Genomic DNA, 21,390 nt, shown 5'->3' on the forward strand with positions numbered 1-21,390 from the left:
GGGATCTGATATGAACATTGCACGTCATTTTGCGCTGGCTGCCAGCGTCGCACTGCTGGCGTTTAGCGCCGTCGCCGCCGAAAACTACAGCGGCCCGCTGAAAGTTGGCACCACTGCCGCCTTTGCGCCACCGCTGGAAACCGCGGTTGTCGAGGCGAAGAAACAAGGCTTGAACGTTGAGCTGGTGGAGTTCACCGACTGGACCGCGCCGAACGTTAGTGTGGAAAACGGCGATATCGACGTGAACCTGTTCCAGCACAAGCCGTTCCTTGAAAACGCCAATCAGCAGGGCGGATTCCATCTGGTGCCGTTCGCGCCAGCTATCATCAATAACATCGGCCTCTATTCGAAAAAACATACCGCGATTGACCAGATTCCTGATGGCGGCACGGTGGCGATTGCCAACGATCCAATCAACGGCGCGCGCGGCCTGCTGCTGCTGCAAAAAGCCAAGCTGATTACCTTAAAACCAGGTGCGGGCCTCAAGTCTACTGTGGATGACATTGTCAGCAATCCGAAGCATCTGAAGATTATCGAAGTGGAAGCGGTGCAGCTGTCGCGTTCGCTGGATGAAGTCGATTTAGCGCAGGGTTATCCGCACTATCTGCGCCTGTCGAAGACCATCGATCCGAACAATGCGCTGCTTTTCGATGGACTGGAGCATCCGGAATACGTGATTCAGTTCGTGATCCGCGACGGTCATCAGAACGATCCACGCCTGGCGAAGTTCGTTGATATCTACCAGCATTCGCCGGTGGTGCGCGCCAAACTTGATGACTTCTACGGCAAGCTGTATCAGCCGGGCTGGAGCCAGTAAGTATGGTGAGCCTGACGCTACCTGGCGAGCGCGATGCGTTGCTGTCACCGACGGCTGAGACGGCAGGGAAAATTCACGTGCAGATTCGTGGCCTGAGTAAGCGCTATCCGGGACAGACTCAGGACGCGCTGAAGGAGGTCGATTTGCAGGTTAAGCGCGGCGAGATTTTTGGCATCATTGGGCGCAGCGGTGCCGGTAAATCGACGCTGATTCGCTGCCTCAATCGGCTGGAAAATCCCACTCGCGGTCAGGTGGTGATTGACGGTATCGATCTCAGCACGCTGAGCGATCGTCAGTTGGTGGATTGGCGACGCGGTACCGGCATGATTTTTCAGCACTTCAATTTGCTGTCGGCAAAAACGGTGCGGGAAAACATCGAGCTGCCGATGAAAGTGGCGGGCGTGCCTGCGGCGGAGCGGCGGCGCAAAGTGGATGAACTGCTGGCGTTGGTGGGCCTTGAGCAGCGCCAGCACGCGTGGCCTGCGCAGCTATCCGGCGGGCAGAAACAGCGCGTCGGCATTGCGCGCGCGCTGGTGCACGATCCGGAACTGCTGCTGTGTGATGAAGCCACCTCGGCGCTCGATCCGGAAACCACGCGTTCGATTCTGGCGCTGCTGAAAAAGATTAATCAACAGCGGCACATCACTATCGTGCTGATCACCCATGAAATGGATGTGGTGCACGACCTCTGTCATCAGGTGGCGGTGATTGATGAGGGCGAAATCATTGAGCGCGGACCGGTGTGGCAGGTGTATAGCGATCCACAGCAAGAGACCACGCGCCAGCTGCTCAATCCGCAGTTCAGCGCGTTGCCGGACGCCATTCAACCGCTGCTGACGCCGATGCGTCAGCATGGCGATTCACGCTTGCTGGTGCGCTTGCGCTACACCGGACAAGGCGCGCAGCCGGATTTGGCGGCCCTGAGTGCGCGGGTGGGCGGGGAGCTGACGCTTATTTATAGCGCGGTGGAGTGGGTGGATAGCAAACCGACCGGGCAAATGTTGTTGCTGCTCGATGCACAGCATGACGCGGACGCCGCGCGGACGCGGTTAACCCCGATTGCGGACCAACTGGAGATTTCGGGCTATGTCACTGGCTATTGATCGTTTATGGATTGGACTGCTGGATACGCTGCTGATGGTCGGCGTGTCGTCGCTGTTGGCGTTGGCGCTGGGATTACCGATGGCGGTGATTCTGGTGGTAACCGGACGCGGCGATCTGTTCCCCAGCCCGCTGCTGAATCGCGTGCTGGGTTGGGTGGTGAACCTGTTCCGCTCGATCCCGTTTTTGATTCTGATGGTGGCGCTAATTCCGTTTACCCGCTGGATCGTCGGCACCACCTACGGCGTGTGGGCGGCAGTGGTGCCGCTGACATTGGCTGCGACGCCGTTCTTTGCGCGCATCGCCGAGGTAAGCCTGCGCGAAGTGGATAAAGGGCTGACCGAAGCGGCGCAGGCGATGGGGTTTCATCGCTGGCATATTATCTGGCATGTATTGCTGCCCGAAGCGCGGCCCGGCATTGTTAGCGGGTTTACCATTACGCTGGTGACGATGATTAATGCTTCGGCAATGGCGGGCGCGATTGGCGCGGGTGGGTTGGGGGATTTGGCCTATTGCTACGGTTATCAGCGTTTTGATATGCAGGTTATGCTGACGGTGATTGTGGTGCTGGTGGCGTTGGTGACGATGCTGCAGTTTTTTGGCGACAGGTTGTCGCGCAGGTTGAATCATCGTTAGGTGCGGTGTTTGGCCAGGTCGCCATAAATGGCGACCCTACGGCGAGTTATATGCATGACGATGATGTGGTATTTTCGTAGGGTGCGCATTTATGCGCACCGTTTAAATGGCCGCGATTTACCTAATCTGTAATCCTTCCAACGCCGCCAGCAGCGCATCCACTTTGGGAAGCAGCTGTTTGCGGCGCGGCCAAATCAGCGTTAAGGCTAAACCGTCCGGCTGTTGCTCGGGCAGAATAATCTCCAGCTCGCCGCGCGCCAGCGGTTCACGTACCAGCCACGATGGCATCTGCGCCACGCCCAATCCGGCACACAGCGCCTGCATCTGCGCATCCACATCACCCAACGCCATGCGGTGTGGCAGGTTGCGCCAGTGCGGATAGCCATCTTCCGTAGTGAACAGCCACGGCTTGGTGCTGCCATCGACGCGTTCATACATGATCGCCTGATGCTGCAACAATTCGGCTTCGCTGTTGGGTCGCCCCACGCGCGCCAGATAATCCGGTGCCGCGCAAAACACCATGCGTTCGCGGCCCATCTGACGACAGCCCAGCGAGGCGGGCAGATCCGGCGAGCCACCAATGCGCACCGCAACATCAATCCCTTCATCAAACAGATCAATAAAGCGATCCGAGAACGTCAGATTGAGCTCCACATCCGGATGCTGACGGCAAAACGGAATCAGCAGCGGCATCACGCCAAGGCGACCATAGGTGTTTGGCACCGCCAAGCGTAATCGCCCGGAAGGAATGGTGCGCTGCGCCGCCAGCACCGCTTCGGCTTCTGCCAGCTCCTCCATAATGCGTAAACAGGTTTGGTAATAGGCGTTACCGGCATCGGTGAGTTTCAGGCTGCGGGTGGTGCGCTCCAGCAGCCGTGAACCGAGACGGGTTTCCAGCCGCGTGACGCTTTTGCTCACTGCCGAACCGGTGAGATGCAAGCGCTCAGCAGCGGCGGCAAAGCTGCCGCTCTCGACGCTGGCAACAAAGGGAACGATATCTTTCAGGCGCTGATCGTGCATATATTCGTGAACTCAGGTTGTGAATGCCGTGAATTAATGCCAGGGATGGGAATTAAATTCTCTATTAAACTCATCATTACTGAAACTGAGGAGAATTGAAATGCAAAAGCAGGCATTGATTGTTGGCATCAGCGGCGTAATTGGACGTGCGCTGGCAGAAAAATTACAGCGCGAAGGTTGGCAGGTGAGCGGTTTATCACGCGGGCGTGGCGCGGTGCCGGAAGGTTGCCGCAGCCTGACCGCCGATCTGACAGATGCCGACGCAGTGCGTGCTGCGCTGGCTGAAGAGAAGCCGGATGCATTGTTCTTTAGTGTCTGGTCGCGCCAGGAAAATGAGAAAGAGAATATCCGCGTGAATGGTGCGATGGTGCGTAATGTGGTTGAAGCGCTGGGCGAGCGTCTGAATGGCTCGCATGTGGCGCTGGTGACCGGCCTGAAACATTATCTCGGCCCATTCGAAGCCTATGGCAAAGGCGCAGTGCCGGTGACGCCATTCCGCGAAGAGCAGGGACGTCAGCCGGTCGATAACTTCTATTACGCGCAGGAAGACGAAGTGTTTGCCGGTGCCGAGAAATATGGCTATCGCTGGAGCGTGCATCGTCCGCATTCGATCGTTGGATTTGCACTGGGTAACGCGATGAATATGGGCCAGACGCTGGCGGTGTATGCCACGCTGTGCCGCGAGCAAGGCTTGCCGTTTATTTTCCCAGGTTCGCCCGAGCAGTGGAATGGTGTGTCCGATGTCACCGATGCCGGTTTACTGGCGGAACAGTTGCTGTGGGCCGCGACTGCGGCAGAAGCGGCCAATCAGGATTTCAACGCGGTAAACGGCGATGTGTTCCGCTGGAACTGGCTGTGGCCTCGACTGGCGGCCTATTTTGGCGTGGAAGCGGCAGCGTATCCGGCGCAGATGATGCCGCTGGAAGGGCGCATGCAGGATGCCGCTGAAGCATGGCGCGAAGTGGCGGCGCGTTATCAGTTGCGTGAGGCTGATATCACTAAACTGGCATCATGGTGGCACACCGACGCAGATTTGGGCCGTCCGATGGAAGCGTTCACCGACATGAGCAAGAGCCGCAAAGCGGGCTTCACCGGTTATCGTTCAACGCTGGATTCATTTACCCAGCTGTTTGATCGCTTGAAAGCGGAGAAGGTGATTCCGCAGTAACGTTCTGCTGATTGAAAAGGGCGGCTTGCCGGGGCTGATGCACGCCAGTAAAGCGTAAAATGGTCGCCATGAATGGCGACCCTACAAAGGTTTGGCGCGTTTTTCGTAGGGTGCGCATTCATGCGCACCTATATACATAAAATCAGGCATTGAGCGCAAAACCTGCATTAAACGCGTTGAGGTGAAAAATATAAATCACCTAAGTCACATCCTGCCTATGATTAGTTTTATATTCCTGTAAGTAATTAATGATTTTTTATTCATTAACATGCTCATTCAACTGATTTTATTCCTATCTTCACGATCCTCACTTTTGCAGTTTAAGTTGTACAATATAAATCACCTTGTACATATTAAATTCATAGCCTGCTATTTATTATGATCGCCGAATAAATTATTTTTCCAATTAAATGTTCAGGAAAAATAATGCAGTCTATATTGATCCTACGCATTTCTTAAATTCGAGGCTGGTATGTTTCTTAACTACTTTGCGCTTGGGGTTTTAGTTTTTGTTTTTCTTGTCATCTTTTACGGGATAATTGTGCTGCACGATATCCCCTATCTCATTGCAAAATCACGTAATCATCCGCACGCAGATGCAATACACGTCGCCGGCTGGGTAAGCCTGTTTACACTCCACGTCTTATGGCCCTTTTTATGGATTTGGGCCACGCTTTACCGGCCAGATCGGGGCTGGGGAATGGAAGGTAGGAACGCGTCACTGGAACAACGCATAACGGCGTTGGAACAAAAGGTGACGGCAGACCGGGATTCTCCGAAGGGGTGACATATGGACTTACTGATTATATTGACCTATGTCGCCCTGGCTTGGGCCGTTTTCAAAATATTCAGAATACCGGTAAATAAATGGACAGTCCCAACAGCAGCATTGGGCGGTATTGTGCTGGTCAGCGGCTTGATATTGTTAATGAATTATAATCATCCCTATACTTCGCTGGCACAAAAAGCCGTTATCGCCATCCCTGTGACACCGCAAGTGACCGGTATTGTCACCGAAGTCACTGACAAACAAAATATGCGGATTAAAAAGGGGGATATGCTTTTCCGCCTTAATCAAACCTTGTTTAAAGCGCGCGTCGACAGGTTGAATGCTGACCTCGTCACTGCAATCCATAATATTCAGGTATTACGTGGACAATTAGAGGAATCCCTGGCGAATACCTCAAATGTGAGTGCGGAAAGAGACCGGTTATATAAAAATTACCAACGTTATCTTTCCGGCAGTAAAGCCCGCGTAAATCCGTTTTCTGAACAGGATATTGATGACGCAAGGCAAAACTATCTCGCGCAGGATGCTTTGGTAAAAGGCTCGGTTGCTGAACAACGGCAGATAAAAAGCCAGTTGGATAGCATGGTCGGCGGCGAGCAATCGCAGATTGTTAGCCTGAGAGCCCAGTTAGCTGAGGCGCAATATAACCTTGATCAAACAATTATTCGTGCGCCGAGTGATGGATACGTAACGCAGGTATTAATTCGTCCCGGTTCTTTCGCCTCATCATTGCCACTGCGGCCAGTGATGATTTTTATACCCGAACAGAAGCGTCAGGTTATTGCGCAATTCCGACAAAATTCATTGTTGCGTTTAGCGCCCGGTGATGAAGCGGAAGTGGTATTTAATGCGCTACCGGGGCAAGTATTCAGCGCAAAACTGCTGAGAATTATTCCGGTGGTGTCGGGCGGTACATATCAGGCTCAGGGAACCTTGCAATCTTTGACGATTGATCCCGGTTCGGATGGCGTGCTGGCAGTGGTTGAATTGGATCCTGATGCGGCAGTCGATGCATTGCCGGATGGTATTTTTGCGCAGGTTGCTGTTTATTCCGATCACTTTTCGCATGTTTCAGTAATGCGTAAAGTATTGCTGCGCATGACCAGCTGGGTTCATTATTTGTATCTTGACCATTAATAAAAAAGATATTATTTAATGCTTGTTAGTCAAGCTTGCATTGGTCGCCATGAATGGCGACCCTACGTGATTTGGCGGAGGGCGTAGGTAAGATTATTTCATTTGAAAACGACTGCCTCAGCATAATTCATATTCATGCTGAGGCAGTTTTTAAATTACTTTTTCTTGTAGACGATTGCAGTACCATAAATTTTGTTATTGGTATTCGCGGACGTCACGATATAGATGTCGCCGCCTTTTTCATCTGCCAGTTTGGACAGCTCTTCTTTTGCACTGGCGGCATCCGTTTCGCCTGATGTGGAAATATTGCCGACCTCGACATACTGATCTTTTACTTTTTCAAACTCGACCTTGGTCATCAGTTGCGCGGCAAATGAGCTGAATGATAAAGCGCTTACAACTAAGCCTAAAATTAACTTTTTCATACTGTTCCTTGGGTTAGAGAAAAAGATGAGTTGCTATTATTGTATAGTTTAGAAGCGAAACATTTACAACCTGAAGCAAGTCATTACGTTTTTATAGGCTTATGAATCGAAAGTCACCCAACGTTTCCCCACCAGCACGGTTAACGCCACTATCGTTACTATTGCTGCCAGATGCATGACAAAATCCAGCGGATGCAGATGCACCGGATGGCAAAACGCCAGCAACGTCACTGCCATGCAGGAAACGCCCAAGCCCGCCATCGCCAAACTGCGCACTGGATGCAGTGCGCGAGTGCGGCGCAGGCTGGCGATCATCAGCGCCATCATCGGTGTGCTCACCACCAACAGAAAGGTAAAGCAGCGCGCGCTGTCGTTGTCATGTTCGATCGGCACCTCACCGGGAATCTGGCTGATGCTCATACCGAGCCACAACAAGCCAATCGGCAGCAGCGCTTTCCAGCTGATACTGCGGCGTCCGGCGATGCTCATGTTGAAGGCGCTACGAATCGTCAGCGTGCCGAGGATAAACGCCAGCACCAGTTGTAAGATTGCCTGCAACGCGCCGGGCTGCGCCCAGTCGGTGAAACTGCGCTGCACCAAAAAGCTGGCGGCGATGCCACAAGGTAACGCCAGCAGCAGCCAGGTGAAGACACGCCTGCCAGTGGATCGCAGCGGTTTAACGGGCTGCATCTCGCGCCCGAGTTTTTCAATTAACAGGTCATGATCGGTCATGATTGGCTCCAAAACGGCGCAGATTCGTCAGCGCGCGGTGCAACAGCGATTTCACCGCTGCAACACTCAGATTGTTATGCGCGGCGGCTTCCGTCAGGCTCATTTCGCGCAGATGAACATGTTCGACAATGTCGCGCTGACGCGAGGGCAGCTGGCGTAGGTAGCCGGCCAGCTCTTCCTGCGTCTCCTGCTGCGGGGCGTCGGGCGGACTGGCCACTTCCGGCATCGCGTCGTCGTTAATTTCCCACTGCTGATGACGGCCACGTCGCCGCAGCGCATCAATCGCGCGCGCCGAAATAATCGCCATCAGCCAGGGTAAAAAAGGGTAGGCAGGATCATAGGTGTGACGCACCCGATGCACCGTGAGTAGCACATCCTGAATCACATCTTCTACCAGTGCGTTATCGGTAATTTGTTTGCGTGTTTGCGCACGAATCACTGGCACCAGCGCTTTCAGCAGTCGGGTGTAGGCGAGCTGATCGCCCGCCTGCGCCTGTTCCATTAGCGCGGGCCAACTTTCGCGCGCGCTATCGCTTGTTTGCATAATCCGCCTTGTTGTTCTTACGCCTTCTTGCTCGCCTGGTTCAGCGCGTTCACCACAATATTCGGTGTCAGCACCTGCGGCAGCACTTTCGGCGGTCCGCCATCGGCAGGGTAAACCAGATACATCGGTAATCCGCCCTGACCGAACTCGCTCATGGTGTCATCCACGTCCGGATTAAATTTAGTGGAATCTGCCACCATGTACAGCGTGCCGGTTTTGGCGATGGCCTCTTTCACGGCCTGGGTTGAAAGCGAGGTTCTCTCATTCACCTGACAGGTGATGCACCAGGACGCGGTGAAATCGACAAAGATCGCTTTACCGTGACCGCGCTGCGCTTCAACCGCTTGCGGCGTCCATTTGGCTTTGGTCACTTCCGCCGTCAGCTGATCGCCTGCCAGACCTGCGCCGGGTTTGATAAGGCCAGGAAGCGGGGCGATGACGGCGATGATCAGCACCGCCGTAACGGCATACAGCACCTTGTGACTTTTGCCGGCAAAGTGGCGATGTTGCGCCATGCCGTACAGCCAGCCGGCGAAGGCCACTATCACCGAGGCGGCCAGTAAGGTTGCCAGCGCCGCGCTTCCCGCTTGCTGCGCCAGCACCCAAACCAGCCAGGCGTAAGCACCAAACATCGGGAACGCCAGGCCGCGTTTTAACACGTCCATCCATGCGCCGGGACGTGGCAGGAATTTAGCCAGCGCCGGGAACAGTGATACCAGCGTGAACGGCGCGGCGAAGCCGATGGCCAGCGCAAAGAAGATCACTAAGGCGACGGCGGGCGGCTGCACCAATGCATAACCGATGGCGCTCGCCATAAAGGGTGCGGCGCACGGCGTGGCGACGATAATCGCCAGCGCACCGGTTAAGGCGGAACGCGTAAACGCACCGCGACCAACGTCAACCGATCCGACGCGTTGTACCGATAAGCCCACTTCAAACACACCGAGCAGATTGAGCGCGGCGGCGAGGATCACTAACGACAGCAAGGCGATCACCAGCGGTGATTGCAGCTGGAAACCCCAGCCAACCGCCGCACCACCGGCGCGTGCCGCCAGCAGGATGCCCGCCAGCGCCATCATGGTCACCACAACGCCAAGTAAAAAGCCCATCCCTTCACGACGCGCACTGGCGGCGTTATCGGTATGGCGCAACAGGCCGAGCGCTTTCAGTGAGATCACCGGAAACACGCAGGGCATTAAGTTCAGAATGATGCCGCCGATGAAGGCGGCCAGCATGGCGGTTAACATCGCTGGCCTCTTTATTTAGTGAGTTTGCGGGTGAGAAGCGTCGTATTGCTTAACGGCGGCCATCGCTTTTTCAATGTGCGTGTCCGGGTTTCTGTCAGTGTAACTCAGCAGAATGTTGCCTTCGGGCGCGATCACGTAAGAGGTACGATCGGACAGCGTTTTGCCTTTCATCTGCATGGTGGTTTGATACTGTGCCGCCACTTTCGCGCCTGGATCGGCGGCGACGGTGAATTTATCGCGGCACTCCAGTTTGGAGAAATCACTGACCTGATCGGTATTACCGGCAGTTACCCCCACCACCGTTGCGCCCATTTTGGCGAAGCTATCGGTGGCTTCAGCGAAATCGTGCGCTTCAATGGTGCAGCCTGCGCTGAACGCCGCCGGGAAGAAATAGAGCACCACCGGGCCTTTCTTTAAGGCGTTTTGCAGTGAAAAGGTCAACGGCTTACCAGCTAACGCGCCCTGCAGTTCGAAGTTCGGTGCTTTCGCGCCTACCGGCAGTGCGGCACCGGCGTTAAAGGCGGACAGACCCAATGCGGCGGTCATGGTCAGGGTACAAACGAGGGATTTGATGCGTTTCATTTTCTGCTCCTGCGATGAATGGGAGTTCCGATTTGGATGTCTCAGTAATTCAGTTCGCTGAAGCAGGGAGGAAAGTTTCGGTGAGGTGGAAAATTATTTTTGCAGGCGTGCCAACATGCGCAAGCTGTTTTCAAACAGGTGTTCAGCGATACGTTCAGGAAAACCCGGCGGCAATGTTTTGCTTACACGCTCAATCGCGGCTCCCATTTCAGCAATAAAGAAATCGATGATCGCGATCATACTATTCTGATCAAAATTAACCTGCTTTGCCGTGGCTAAAAAATGACGAGGGAAAATTTTATCAATTTGATTTTTTCTGCCTTTACTGGCTTTCAAGCTCATGGCCAGTTTCAGGTCGCGAATATTCAGGCCATTTCCGCCCATGGAGGTGAAGACAGAAATGATGTCGTAGAAAGGCGTGAGCCGATAACTTCCGCCGCGTTCGATAAAGACCGAGAAATTTTTGGCATGGCCGTCGGTTGCGCCAATCAACCACTGGAATACCTGAAATTTCATAAACGCATAGCGATCTTCTAACGCATTACTGGAGCCCATCAGGAACTGCATAATGTCGGCGATGCCAGATCCACCGTCAGATTCATATTTGAGTGCTGATGGTAAGCCGAATGCCTGACACATGTCTTCCTGAGGCAAACGTAGCAATTGTGTTTGCTGGTGATTCCAGCGCCGGTCAAAGCGTTGCACGGCCAAAGCCTTCATTTTGCCAGCGTGAATGATGCTGGCATCGGGCACAGCAAATCCCAACGCTCTTGCCAATGCCAAGCAAAGGTACTCATTCTCGACACTTTCACGCATATCCAAAGTGGCAAAGGGTTGTTTTATTTCACCGATGGGTAATTTAATGATGTGCGATGTTGGCGTTGCACCATGCGGAATGGCCCAGCCATCGTCCGTTGCCAGCAACGCGGTTTTCTCCTGAGCACCCGCAACGGAGATGCGGAAATCGTGTTCTTCACTGATCATGCCCAGCGGAATATCCGCCTGATAAGCCGACAGGACACGTTCCAGCTTATGTTCATCCAACCGTTCGAAGTTCAATCCTAAATCGGCGGGTGTGCTATCTGGTGGCAATAGCATGACGGCACCGACGCTATCTTTGCCGATTTCACGCAGCAGATCGAAAGGCTGGCGTGATTTCGCCTGATAGCGCGCAACAATGCGATCGCGTACTAATGGGCTGTCAGGCAGTAAATTATCAAAATAGTTGAGCACTGCGGCGGATGAGATCACCGGCAACTGTAATGGCAGTGAAATAGATAGCGGCCTGGCCAGACGATTGTTTAACCAGCTCGGATCATATTGGAAAGTATGCGCACCGTTAGTGTTGCGCGTGAGGATGCCTACGCGCTCGCAGTTCATCCAGGCGATTAATTCCTGCTTCACCAGTCATTCTCCTGACCTGTAATCGCAGAGGGGGCTTTTTCCTGCACGTCCATTTTTAGCTCAAGTGACTGCAAAATTTTGAACAAAGTTGCGAGAGTGGTGAGATCGGGATTGTTTTCAAAGTGAGATATGGTGGATTGCTTGAGGCCGACTTTTTTCGCCAATTCACTTTGCGTCCATTGGTTTTTTTGGCGAATCAGTCTGACATGATTTGCAAGTTGGCGCGGACTGTAAATCATCGCTTATTCTCATTTGGAGTCGATGTGAAAGCCTGGATTATCCTTTTATGCGGATATTTGTGACGTTATCCCTTGGGGGGGATAATGTCAAGTTTATCCTTTGTGGGGGATAAATGCTGCATGACTCAAGGCCGCCATGAATGGCGGCCCTACGGGGTGGGCTGAATGCCTTTGCAAAATAAACTCAACGTATGCTGCACAATGATTTCGCGGTGATAAGCGGGATCGTTGGCAAAGCGGGTGAAGGGCACTAGCACCAGGCTGAGAATCGAGGTCATCAGCAGTTGCGGCTCCAGATCGGGGTTGAGTAATCCTTGCTGCTGCCAGCCTTCAATCAGTTTTTTCACCTGATCGCGTTCGCCGTGACCAAAGCGTTTTTTAATGTGCTGCCCTAAACCGCCTTCACCTTGCATCACTTCCTGCATCCACAGCGGTGCGAACCAGTTGTGTGTGGTAACAATATCCGCCACTTCACGGATGAAGGCGCTGAAGGTGGTGACAGGGTCACGCGGTTCCTCCATAAAGTGCGCCACCAGGCGCTGGCGTAAGGGCAAAAACCGCTCCTCAATCACGATATCAAGCAGCGATTCACGCGACTGAAAATAGTAATTGAGCATCGCCGGACTGACGCCCGCTTTGCGCGCAATCGCGTTGAGCGAGGTTTCGCCGATGCCGTTTTCGGCATACAGCGCTAAGGTGATGTCGAGCAGTAGTTCGCGCTGCTGCACGTTGATGGCGTCACCGCGTGGTCGGCCAGGACGGCGAGGTTTGGCGGCGTTGGCTGTTTCGTCAGCAGGGACTTTTCGTGCGGTCATCTTTACTCGCTCACTTGATTCGTGTCAGACTGCGATCAATATTAATTGGGTATTTAATTAATTTCAATTGGTGTCTGTTATGAAACCCCAAACACTCGCGCCGCAGTCGGGCAGCGGGCAGGAGAATCCTCCTTCCGTCCGCCTGCTGATGAGCGCTTTATTACTGGTGATGCTGCTGGCGGCGCTGGATCAGACCATCGTCTCTACCGCGTTGCCAACCATCGTCGGCGAACTGGGCGGGCTCGATCGCCTGTCGTGGATCGTCACCGCCTATATACTGGCTTCCACCATTGTCGTACCGCTGTACGGCAAATTTGGCGATCTGTTTGGCCGTAAAACCGTGCTGCAAATCTCGGTGATTCTATTCCTGATCGGCTCGGCGCTGTGCGGCCTGGCGCAGAACATGGAGCAGCTGATTTTTACCCGCGCGCTGCAAGGCTTAGGCGGCGGCGGTTTGATGGTGGTGAGCATGGCGGCGGTCGCCGATGTGATTCCACCGCAAGATCGCGGTAAATATCAGGGCCTGTTCGGCGGCGTATTTGGTCTGGCGACTGTGATTGGTCCGCTGCTGGGCGGCTTTATCGTGCAGCATGCATCGTGGCGCTGGATTTTCTACATCAATCTGCCGCTCGGTTTGTTTGCGCTGGTGATCATCAATGCGGTGTTCAAGACCGATAACAAGCGTAAGCCGCATGAAATCGACTATCCGGGCGCGGTGTTTCTTAGCCTGGCGCTGGTGGGCATTACGCTGTTCACCAGCGAAGGCGGCACGTTACGTGAATGGTCCGATCCGCTGCTGTGGTGCGTTCTGGCATTTGGTGTGATTGGCGTGATCGGCTTTATTTACGAGGAGCGTCGCGCCTGGGAACCAATTATTCCGCTGTCGCTGTTCCACAATCGCAGCTTCTCGCTCGCCAGTTTAATGGCGTTTATTGTCGGCATGTCGCTGTTTGGCAGCGTGACGTTTTTACCGCTTTATCTGCAGGTGGTCAAAGGCTCCACGCCCACTGAAGCCGGTTTGCAACTGCTGCCGCTAATGGGCGGATTGCTGATCACCTCCATCGTCAGCGGACGCATTATTAGCCGCACCGGTAAATATCGGCTGTTCCCGATTTTTGGTACTTTGCTGGCGACCATCGGTATGGCGCTGCTCACCACGCTTACCCTCGATGCGCCGCTGTGGCATATCTACCTGTTTGCCTGCGTGTTAGGGATGGGAATGGGCATGGTGATGCAGGTGCTGGTGCTGGCGGTGCAGAACACCGTGACGCCCGATCGCATCGGCGTCGCGACGTCGTCGGTGACGCTGTTCCGCTCGGTGGGGGGGGCGATTGGCGTGGCGCTGTTTGGCGCGGTGTTCAGTCAGGTGCTGAAATCGGGTTTAACCACGCTGGTGGAGCAGGGCAAAGAGCTGCCGCGCGCGCTCGATCCGCAAGCGGTGCATCGTTTGCCGCATGATGTACAACAAGCCTATTTGCAGGTGTTTGGCGATGCGGTGCACTCAGCCTTTCAAATGGCGGCGGGCGTGATGTTGCTGGCCTTTGTGCTGTCGCTGTTCCTGCCAGAATCACCGCTGCGCAAGAAAGACGCAGCGGCTTAACGCGGTCACACCGCCGCGCGCTGCTGCAAGGTTTTTACCGCTTGCGCAGCGTCGCGGCCCAGTTCCGACAAATCCACTCCGGCTATCACATCCTCCTGCATCAGCACTTTTCCTGCGCAGATCAGCGCTTTTAAACTGGCGCGTCCGCCGCTGGCCACCGGGCCAATGGCGCGATCGTGCAGGCCAAAATAGCGTGGATCGTCGAGCCGATAAACGGCGATATCGGCGGCCATGCCGGGTGCGAGGCGACCGGTGTTCAATCCCAAGACCTGCGCGCCGCCAGATGTGCCCCAACGCACCACATCTTCGATGCTGGCGGCATCGCCACCGCCTTCAAAGGTGCCACCGGCATAGCACGGCTGCGCCAGCATGCCTTTGCGTGCACGCTGAAGCTGCCAGGCGGCGTGGGTTTCGCTTTGCATATCCGCCGCCTCATTCGAGGCAGCGCCATCAACGCCAATCGAGATCTTCACGCCCGCGTGCTCCATCGCCACCAAATCAGCAATGCCGCTGCCGAGACGCGCGTTACTTTGCGGGCAGTGCGCGATACCGCTGCCCGCCGCGCCCAGCATGGCGATCTCTTCCGGCAGCAGTTTCACCAGATGCGCAAACCATACGTCGTCGCCGATCCAGTCGTGTTCGGCGCAAAACTGCAGCGGCGTCATACCAAACTTCGCGCGTGCGGCGTCAAGGTAATCAACGGTTTCCGATAGATGGCTGTGCAGACGAATGCCGAGTTGACGCGCCAGGCGCGCGCTTTCGCGCAGTTCCTGCGGCGTGGTGGAGTGCAGCGTGGTGGTGGGGGCCATCACGATGCGGCGCATCGCGCTATCCTGCGGTTGGTGATGGCGCGCCACCAGCCGCTCGACATCGGCCATCATGCTGTCAAAGCTCTCCGGGCGCAGCGCGGTGGGCAAGTCGCTCTCTAAGCCGCGACTTTGCGTGGCACCGCCGCGACACAGCACGAAGCGCACGCCCAGCTTGTCGGCTTCATCGAACAGGATTTCTGCGCCATCAAATGGCATATCGGGCCAATAGAGATAGTGATGGTCGGCAATGGTGGTGCAGCCAGAACGCACCAGCTCGACCAGGCCAACGCGCGCGGCAATGCGAAACGTCTGTTCATCGAAGGCACCGCGAAAGCGATACGGCGTCGCAGCCAGCCAGCCGCCCAGGCTGAGATTGATCCCTTGCGGCTCGCCTTTGAGCAGCGATTGAAACAGATGATGATGCACATTGACCCAGCCGGGATAGACCACGCAATCGCGGGCGTCGATCACGGTTTCATCGGCAGCGGCATTGAGCTCGCCCATCTCCTCAATCAGGCCATTGCGGATGCGAATATCGCGCGCGCTGCTGCGCGGTTGCTGTTTGTCGCCGGTCAGGATCGCGGCGCAGTGTTTGATTAACAGTTGGCTCATGAGCAATTCACTCCGCTTTGGCCGCGACAAACTGCGTGCTAAACGCGCTCTGCCAGTCGGTGGACGCTTTGAGCAGACCGGCGTTGACCATAAAGTCACGCGTTGCCTGCCAGCGCTTATCCGTCATCACGCCTAAACCTTGTTTCGCCGCATCACCGCCGTCAATCAGGTGCAGCGCTTTCATTTGCGACACGCCGAAGGCGAGAATTGCGTCGGTCATCTGCGGGTTCTCTTTTTTGATCAGTGCATTACCGGCAGCCGGATTGGCGAGGTAGGATTGCCAGCCTTCCATCGATGCCGCAACAAAACGCTTCATGACGTCCGGCTCTTTTTGCAGTAAATCGTCGCGCGTCACCAGAATGCCGCCGTACGCCGGGTAGCCATAATCGGCAAACAGATAGAATTTGCTGTCCGGCTGCACCTGTTTGATTTGCTGCACTTCGGAGGTGGCGTAAGCTTGCTGCGCGGTATTTTTGTCGGCGAGGAAGGGTTGCATGTTGAAGGTGTAAGGGCGCGCCTGACCATCCTGCAGCTGATATTTGCCTTTCAACCACGGCCACCAGCTGGCTTGTCCGCTGGCTGATACCAGCACGGTTTTCCCTTTCAGCTGATCCAGCGACTGCACATCGCCGTGGGTGACAATGCCTTGTGGATCAAACTGAAACGGCGCGGCGATGGCTTTCAGCGGGAAGTTGCGCTCAACGCCCTGCAGCACTTGCAGATCGTAGCTGACGATGACATCAGCACGATTCGCCAGCAGCAGCGTCATGTTATTCAGCTGCGGCCCGCCGGAGCGCACCTCAACATCCAGCCCGTATTTTTTATAGATGCCAGTGGTGAGCGCCTGGTAATAGCCGCCTTGTTCAGCCTGTGCGACCCAGGTGGTTTGTAATACCAGTTTGTCGGCGGCGTGCGACAGGGCAGAAGTGCTCAGCAGAGCAGCGAATAACGAGAAACGGAAACGCGACATTGTCATAAAACCCCCAATAAACGTTGAGTTTGTTGTCGTCATCAGGGGCGTTGCGGCGCATGGCGTGCTCACGATGCGTGATTCGCATCGTCCCCTGACGAGGTACAGCTAATGCTGTAGAGCAATGTCCTGCGTGAATCTGCTGTCACGCTGACCGCTTATACTCAATGTGGATTTAGCAAAGCGCATGCCATTAATGTAACACGATGAAAATATTGAGTTTAATCTGAAATGTGATGAGATTTTGCGTCATCCGCTGATCGTTGATGATGCAAGGCGCCCATTTTTGCACCTCCGTTGTGCAGGTATGATGCGCAAGATGGCTTAACTTGTTGATTTTACGTAGTACTGTGAGCTGGCACAGGCTTTGCTTGACTGAAAATGAGTAGAAGCTGTCAACCGTGGTTTCACCCGGTGGGTCATTGCTCGATCGCCTGCACGTAAAGCAGGCGCGGGGATGACTGCCACACAGCGGGTGGGTCATCCGTTATCGCTCAATAACGAGGTGCACCAATGGAAAAGACCACTTATGACATGCATGAACTGGCAAAAGAATCGCGGATGGGCGCGCGCGGCGTGGAAGCAGCGCGTGATGTGCGCATCATCGATCTCTCCGATTTCGACCAACGTAAAGCCGAAATAGCCGATCAGCTATGGCAAGCCGCCACTGAAATTGGCTTCTTCCAGGTTTCCGGCCACGGTATTCCCCTCGACGACATCAATGCGGCTTTTGCTAACGCCGAGCGCTTTTTTGCGCTGCCACAAAGTGACAAAGCACGCCATCCACTCAGCCGCAATGCCGGCTGGGAATATCGCGCACAGATTCGTCCCTCCACCGGCAAACCGGACCAAAAAGAGTCGTATCAGGTGACACGTCCGCGCATGGAAGGCTTGTGGCCGGATGATGCCACTTTGCCCGGCTTCCAACATGATGTATTGAAGTTTGAGCGTCAGTGTTGGGAAGTGGGCATGCGTTTGCTCTCCTGTTTTGCCCTGAAGCTGGGATTTCCCGATGATTTCTTTGCCAAAGCGCATGAGCCCTCGCGCGAAACCTATCAAAGCACTCTGCGGATGCTGCACTACTTTGCTATTAGCGGTGAGCCAGATGGCCTGTGGCGTGCGGGTGCGCATACCGATTTCGATTGCCTGACCTTGCTGTTCCAGCGTGATGGGCAGGGCGGTTTGCAGGTGTGTCCGGGCAAAGAGATGGAGGAGCAAATCTGGACGCCGATCGCGCCGCTGGAAGGCTTAATTACCTGTAATATCGGCGATATGTTGATGCGCTGGAGTGATGACAAGTTGCCGTCGAATTTCCATCGCGTCAGCAATCCGCTGCCGGGTGAATCGGTGCCGGCACGCTACAGCCTGGCGTTTTTCTGCCAGGCGAACGAAGACGTGATTATTGAAGGACCGGAGAAAAAATATCCGCCTATTTCCGCGAAGGATTATCTGGCGCAGCGTATTAGCGCTAATTTCTCCGGCAAGTATTAAACGTACAGCTGTAAGTCGAAATTGATGTCATTCTGTGCAGGAGCGCAAATATTCTCCTGCACAGAAAAAGCGCAGCGCGGGAAATAGATTTTTAACTCAAATACAAGATGTTACCGTTGCGTAAACTTAGGTAAAAACAACCGGCAAATAAAAGATTTCACCGCGCGCCTATTTATTTCTGCAACTTTTTTACGGTATAAATCTCTAACCACTGTCTCCCTCAGCGAAAACACCAACACATGATCAATTCTGCCGCCAGCAAAGTTATCGCCTGCCTGTTTCTTTTTACTCTGGCCGGCTGTTCTTCTAAGTCTTCGCATGCGCCTGCAGAGGACAACGTGGATACCTCGGCTGACGGTGGCAAGCAGCCCGATTTAATTCCGGTGATTGCTGCGCTGCACGATCAAATGCATTCGTGGGAAGGGACTAAATATCAGTGGGGCGGTACGCAATTAACCGGCGTCGATTGCTCGGGATTTGTCTGGCGCACGCTGAAAGATCGCTTCAATATTCCGATGGACCGCGTCACCACCAAAGAGTTAATCGCCATGGGCAAACCGGTGGATCAGGCGCATCTGCAACCCGGTGATTTAGTGTTCTTCCGCATTAAGCGCGAGCTGCACGTCGGCTTTTATGACACCGATCATCAATTCCTACACGCGTCGGTGAGTCAGGGCGTGATGCGCTCTTCGCTCAATAATCCGTACTGGAAATCGGTTTATTTAGAGGCACGACGTTTGCCGAAAGAACAGAATTCGCAGATCAGTTTCAATTATAAAAACAAGGTTTGATGAGTGCGCATTAATGCGTGAATGCTCGAAAGGGTCGCCATGAATGGCGACCCTACGGTTAATTAAAACTGATACGAAACGCTCATCGAAACACTGCGCGGCGCGCCATAAACATAGCTGTTCATGTAGCTGTAATATTCGCGATCAAACAGGTTATCGATGTTCGCCTGCACCGCCACCTGCTTTGTCACCTGATAACGCGCAAACAGCGATGCCAGTGGTATGCTGCCCTGATAAACGCGCACGGTATCGCCGCTGGCATTGGTGGCATCTTCAAACACGCGGTTCTGCCAGTTGATGCCGCCGCCAACCGTCAGATCCGGCAACATTGGTAGCTGATAACGGGTGAACAGTTTGAAGGAAGTTTGCGGCTGATAGCTGTTGAAGCGTCCATCTTTATCCCGCGCCACGTAGCGTGTGGCACCGAACGTCAGCTGCAGATTATCCGTTAGCGCACCGTTCAGCTCAAACTCCGCACCTTTGCTGACTGCACCTTTAGCGGGCGCATAAGCCTGCTCGTTACCGCTCAAGTAGACGCCAGCAATCGCCTGACCCACGTTATCCTGCTCAATGCGGAATACCGCAACCGTCGCGGTTAATCGACCATCATACCAGGCGGACTTTAGGCCGGTTTCATAGCTTTTGCCGGTAATCGGCGACAGGTATTTGCCGCTGGTATCGCGGTAGGTTTGCGGCAGGAAGATCGAGGTATAGCTGCCGTATGCTGACCAGGTATCGTTGATGTCGTACACCAAACCGGCGTAAGGCGTGGTGTTATTTTTCGTCATGTCGCCGCTGCTGCCGTTGGTGCTCCACTGCGTGTAGCGCGCACCAATAATCAGCGACAGCGGATCGGCCAGCGAGAAGCGCGCGGCGGTGTAAGCGGATTTCTGGCGGAGGGTATCGTCAGCATTCTGATACCAACCTTGCCACTGCGGCTCGGCGATGTTGCCGTTCCAGCTGTTGTTGAAAATGCCCATATCGGCTGAGGCGATATCGTAGTTTTCCAGATCGGTAACGCCATCCTGGCTGTAAGTCGCATTGTGCTGGCGGCTGTAGCTCACGCCCGCCATCAACTGATGCTGACGCCCTAACAGCTCAAACGGGCCGCTGGCGTAGCCATCGAACGAATCCATCTGGCGTTTACCGCGATCCATGCTGCCGTAGCCGGTGGTGCCTTCGCCGCTGTCCTGATCAGGGCTGCCCGTGACATACAGCAACTTATCGTTGAAGGTATTCTCCGCGTGCGTGCCGTTGACGTGGATGTTCCAGCCGTTATCGAAGTTATGATCGATGTCGGCGAACACTTTGCGCGAATTGGTGTTGTAGCGTGCCCAGTTGGCGGCGGAGTTGAGGCTGCGATCGTAATGCGTGGTGGCGTTGTTGCTGTAGAACATCGGCAAACCGCCCCACGTTGGATTGCCGGTGTTGGCATCTTCGTAGTCGTAGCCCAGCGACAGCGTGGTGTGCTCGGTGATATCGGCATCGATCACGCCGTAAAGGAACTTTTTGGTTTTGTGGTAACGATCGAGCCAGCTGTCTTCATCGCTGTAACCGGTCACCACGCGGCCGCGCAGGCTGCCATCCTGATTCAACGGCGCAGAGAGATCGGCAACATAACGCTGTTTGTTCCAGCTGCCGTAGCTGGCGCTGACCGCGCCGGTGAAGGTTTTGCTGTCGGCGTGTTTGCGTATCATGTTGATCGACGCTGACGGGCTGCCCGCGCCGGTCATCAATCCGGTGGCACCGCGTACGATCTCAATACGATCATAAATGGCGGTATCCGAGGCGGCATCGCCGTAGTTCCAGCTGTCATTAACCGACGTGGGGATACCATCAAAGGAGAAGTTGGTGACTTTAAAGCCGCGCGAATAGTATTCCGAGCGCTCACTGTCCATCAGGTTGGTGGAGATGCCGGTGGCGTTGGTCAGCACATCGTTCACCGATTGCAGGTTCTGATCCTGCATGCGCTGCTGCGTCACCACACTCATCGACTGCGGCACATCGCGTGGCGTTAGCAACAATTTGGTGCCCGCCCGCGTGGTTTTCACCGCGTAATCCTGCTTTTCGTTATTATCGCTGTCGCCGGTTGCGGATGCATCGACCACCAAATCCTGCTGCGTGTCGCTGGCCGCCTGCGCCATGTTTGGCGTAAGCAGCGCATGAATCGTCACCGCCAGCAGTGAGACGTTAAAGGTTTTCCTGATGCCAGACATAAAATTTCCTGTAAAAATCGTGTTATAGGAAGCTGTTTTGCTTCGTTTTTTATCGTTTACGGTGTGACTTATCCGCCGAAAAGGGCAGAAGAGCAGGCACGCAAACTGCCACTGCGCATTTATTGAGAAAGCCAATGATAATCATTTGCTTTAAAGAATCTGCGGAAGGTTTCAACTGCAATTGTAATAATGTGTAAGCGGGCTATTAATCAATGGTTTACAGGTGAAAATAACCTGTTAATTG

Annotated in this window: 21 protein-coding genes; 9 read left to right on the top strand and 12 right to left on the bottom strand. The window is 54.5% G+C overall.

What is annotated here, in order from left to right; all coding sequences use genetic code 11:
• Nucleotides 1–10: 10 nt before the first annotated feature.
• Genes PanJK_RS23100 through PanJK_RS23110 form a run of 3 tightly spaced genes read left to right on the top strand, consistent with a single transcriptional unit; the run spans nucleotide 11 to nucleotide 2,554 of the window.
• Complete coding sequence (locus tag PanJK_RS23100) at nucleotides 11–817, top strand: MetQ/NlpA family ABC transporter substrate-binding protein (protein ID WP_265303388.1); 807 nt, start codon at nucleotides 11–13, stop codon at nucleotides 815–817.
• Between the two features lie 2 nt (nucleotides 818–819).
• A complete protein-coding gene (locus tag PanJK_RS23105) occupies nucleotides 820–1,920 on the top strand; it encodes a methionine ABC transporter ATP-binding protein (protein WP_265303390.1) in 1,101 nt (366 codons plus the stop codon).
• A complete protein-coding gene (locus PanJK_RS23110; protein WP_265303392.1) occupies nucleotides 1,904–2,554 on the top strand; it encodes a methionine ABC transporter permease in 651 nt (216 codons plus the stop codon). The genes PanJK_RS23105 and PanJK_RS23110 overlap by 17 nt, the downstream gene beginning before the upstream one ends.
• 117 nt (nucleotides 2,555–2,671) lie before the next feature.
• Here PanJK_RS23110 and PanJK_RS23115 read toward each other — a convergent pair whose 3' ends face one another.
• Nucleotides 2,672–3,574 carry a LysR family transcriptional regulator gene (locus PanJK_RS23115; protein WP_256698570.1) on the bottom strand — a complete coding sequence of 301 codons (903 nt, stop codon included), beginning with the start codon at nucleotides 3,572–3,574 and terminating at the stop codon, nucleotides 2,672–2,674.
• Between the two features lie 100 nt (nucleotides 3,575–3,674).
• Between PanJK_RS23115 and PanJK_RS23120 the strand changes: the two genes are divergently transcribed.
• The 3 genes from PanJK_RS23120 (at nucleotide 3,675) to PanJK_RS23130 (ending at nucleotide 6,669) form a co-directional block, all read left to right on the top strand.
• Nucleotides 3,675–4,742 (top strand): SDR family oxidoreductase, encoded by a 1,068-nt coding sequence (locus tag PanJK_RS23120; protein WP_265303394.1) that lies wholly within the window; start codon nucleotides 3,675–3,677, stop codon nucleotides 4,740–4,742.
• 472 nt (nucleotides 4,743–5,214) lie between these two features.
• The gene (locus PanJK_RS23125; RefSeq protein WP_008101941.1) at nucleotides 5,215–5,529 is read left to right on the top strand and encodes a DUF3302 domain-containing protein; all 315 of its coding nucleotides are present in this window, start codon (nucleotides 5,215–5,217) and stop codon (nucleotides 5,527–5,529) included.
• A 3-nt stretch (nucleotides 5,530–5,532) separates the two neighbouring features.
• Nucleotides 5,533–6,669, top strand: coding sequence for an HlyD family secretion protein (locus PanJK_RS23130; protein WP_265303396.1), 1,137 nt, complete (start codon nucleotides 5,533–5,535; stop codon nucleotides 6,667–6,669).
• A 155-nt stretch (nucleotides 6,670–6,824) separates the two neighbouring features.
• Here the strand turns inward: PanJK_RS23130 and yahO are convergent, their stop codons facing one another.
• From yahO to PanJK_RS23170, 8 genes are all read right to left on the bottom strand, one after another.
• Nucleotides 6,825–7,094, bottom strand: a complete 270-nt coding sequence (yahO, locus tag PanJK_RS23135) for a DUF1471 family periplasmic protein YahO (RefSeq protein ID WP_256698573.1) — start codon at nucleotides 7,092–7,094, stop codon at nucleotides 6,825–6,827.
• 99 nt (nucleotides 7,095–7,193) lie between these two features.
• Complete coding sequence (locus PanJK_RS23140; RefSeq protein WP_265303399.1) at nucleotides 7,194–7,826, bottom strand: DUF1109 domain-containing protein; 633 nt, start codon at nucleotides 7,824–7,826, stop codon at nucleotides 7,194–7,196.
• The gene (locus PanJK_RS23145) at nucleotides 7,813–8,370 is read right to left on the bottom strand and encodes a sigma-70 family RNA polymerase sigma factor (RefSeq protein ID WP_256698575.1); all 558 of its coding nucleotides are present in this window, start codon (nucleotides 8,368–8,370) and stop codon (nucleotides 7,813–7,815) included. The genes PanJK_RS23140 and PanJK_RS23145 overlap by 14 nt, the downstream gene beginning before the upstream one ends.
• A 17-nt stretch (nucleotides 8,371–8,387) precedes the next feature.
• Nucleotides 8,388–9,617: a protein-disulfide reductase DsbD family protein gene (locus PanJK_RS23150; RefSeq protein ID WP_265303400.1), complete on the bottom strand. Its 1,230-nt coding sequence runs from the start codon at nucleotides 9,615–9,617 to the stop codon at nucleotides 8,388–8,390.
• Between the two features lie 15 nt (nucleotides 9,618–9,632).
• Nucleotides 9,633–10,199 (bottom strand): peroxiredoxin, encoded by a 567-nt coding sequence (locus PanJK_RS23155; protein WP_265303402.1) that lies wholly within the window; start codon nucleotides 10,197–10,199, stop codon nucleotides 9,633–9,635.
• 93 nt (nucleotides 10,200–10,292) lie between these two features.
• Nucleotides 10,293–11,579, bottom strand: coding sequence for a type II toxin-antitoxin system HipA family toxin (locus PanJK_RS23160; protein WP_256699126.1), 1,287 nt, complete (start codon nucleotides 11,577–11,579; stop codon nucleotides 10,293–10,295).
• Between the two features lie 20 nt (nucleotides 11,580–11,599).
• The gene (hipB, locus tag PanJK_RS23165) at nucleotides 11,600–11,842 is read right to left on the bottom strand and encodes a type II toxin-antitoxin system antitoxin HipB (protein ID WP_256698578.1); all 243 of its coding nucleotides are present in this window, start codon (nucleotides 11,840–11,842) and stop codon (nucleotides 11,600–11,602) included.
• A gap of 149 nt (nucleotides 11,843–11,991) precedes the next feature.
• Nucleotides 11,992–12,657 carry a TetR/AcrR family transcriptional regulator gene (locus PanJK_RS23170; RefSeq protein ID WP_265303403.1) on the bottom strand — a complete coding sequence of 222 codons (666 nt, stop codon included), beginning with the start codon at nucleotides 12,655–12,657 and terminating at the stop codon, nucleotides 11,992–11,994.
• A gap of 79 nt (nucleotides 12,658–12,736) precedes the next feature.
• Here PanJK_RS23170 and PanJK_RS23175 point away from each other — a divergent pair, with 79 nt between their 5' ends.
• The gene (locus PanJK_RS23175; protein ID WP_265303404.1) at nucleotides 12,737–14,257 is read left to right on the top strand and encodes an MDR family MFS transporter; all 1,521 of its coding nucleotides are present in this window, start codon (nucleotides 12,737–12,739) and stop codon (nucleotides 14,255–14,257) included.
• Nucleotides 14,258–14,262: 5 nt separating this feature from the next.
• On the opposite strand, the gene PanJK_RS23180 is transcribed toward PanJK_RS23175, so the two are convergent.
• Together PanJK_RS23180 and PanJK_RS23185 are read right to left on the bottom strand one after the other, a co-directional pair.
• The gene (locus tag PanJK_RS23180) at nucleotides 14,263–15,678 is read right to left on the bottom strand and encodes an amidohydrolase family protein (protein ID WP_265303405.1); all 1,416 of its coding nucleotides are present in this window, start codon (nucleotides 15,676–15,678) and stop codon (nucleotides 14,263–14,265) included.
• 7 nt (nucleotides 15,679–15,685) lie between these two features.
• Complete coding sequence (locus PanJK_RS23185) at nucleotides 15,686–16,654, bottom strand: ABC transporter substrate-binding protein (RefSeq protein WP_414858964.1); 969 nt, start codon at nucleotides 16,652–16,654, stop codon at nucleotides 15,686–15,688.
• Between the two features lie 507 nt (nucleotides 16,655–17,161).
• On the opposite strand from PanJK_RS23185, the gene PanJK_RS23190 reads away from it, so the two are divergent.
• Complete coding sequence (locus tag PanJK_RS23190) at nucleotides 17,162–18,139, top strand: isopenicillin N synthase family dioxygenase (protein ID WP_265303406.1); 978 nt, start codon at nucleotides 17,162–17,164, stop codon at nucleotides 18,137–18,139.
• Between the two features lie 239 nt (nucleotides 18,140–18,378).
• On the top strand, nucleotides 18,379–18,930 hold the full coding sequence (locus PanJK_RS23195) for a C40 family peptidase (protein WP_256698584.1): 552 nt from the start codon (nucleotides 18,379–18,381) through the stop codon (nucleotides 18,928–18,930).
• 62 nt (nucleotides 18,931–18,992) lie between these two features.
• On the opposite strand, the gene fhuE is transcribed toward PanJK_RS23195, so the two are convergent.
• The gene (gene fhuE, locus PanJK_RS23200) at nucleotides 18,993–21,146 is read right to left on the bottom strand and encodes a ferric-rhodotorulic acid/ferric-coprogen receptor FhuE (RefSeq protein ID WP_265303407.1); all 2,154 of its coding nucleotides are present in this window, start codon (nucleotides 21,144–21,146) and stop codon (nucleotides 18,993–18,995) included.
• Between the last annotated feature and the right edge of the window lie 244 nt (nucleotides 21,147–21,390).

Origin of the sequence: Pantoea sp. JK, assembly GCF_026130245.1 — a bacterium.
GTDB classification, from domain to species: domain Bacteria; phylum Pseudomonadota; class Gammaproteobacteria; order Enterobacterales; family Enterobacteriaceae; genus Pantoea; species Pantoea trifolii.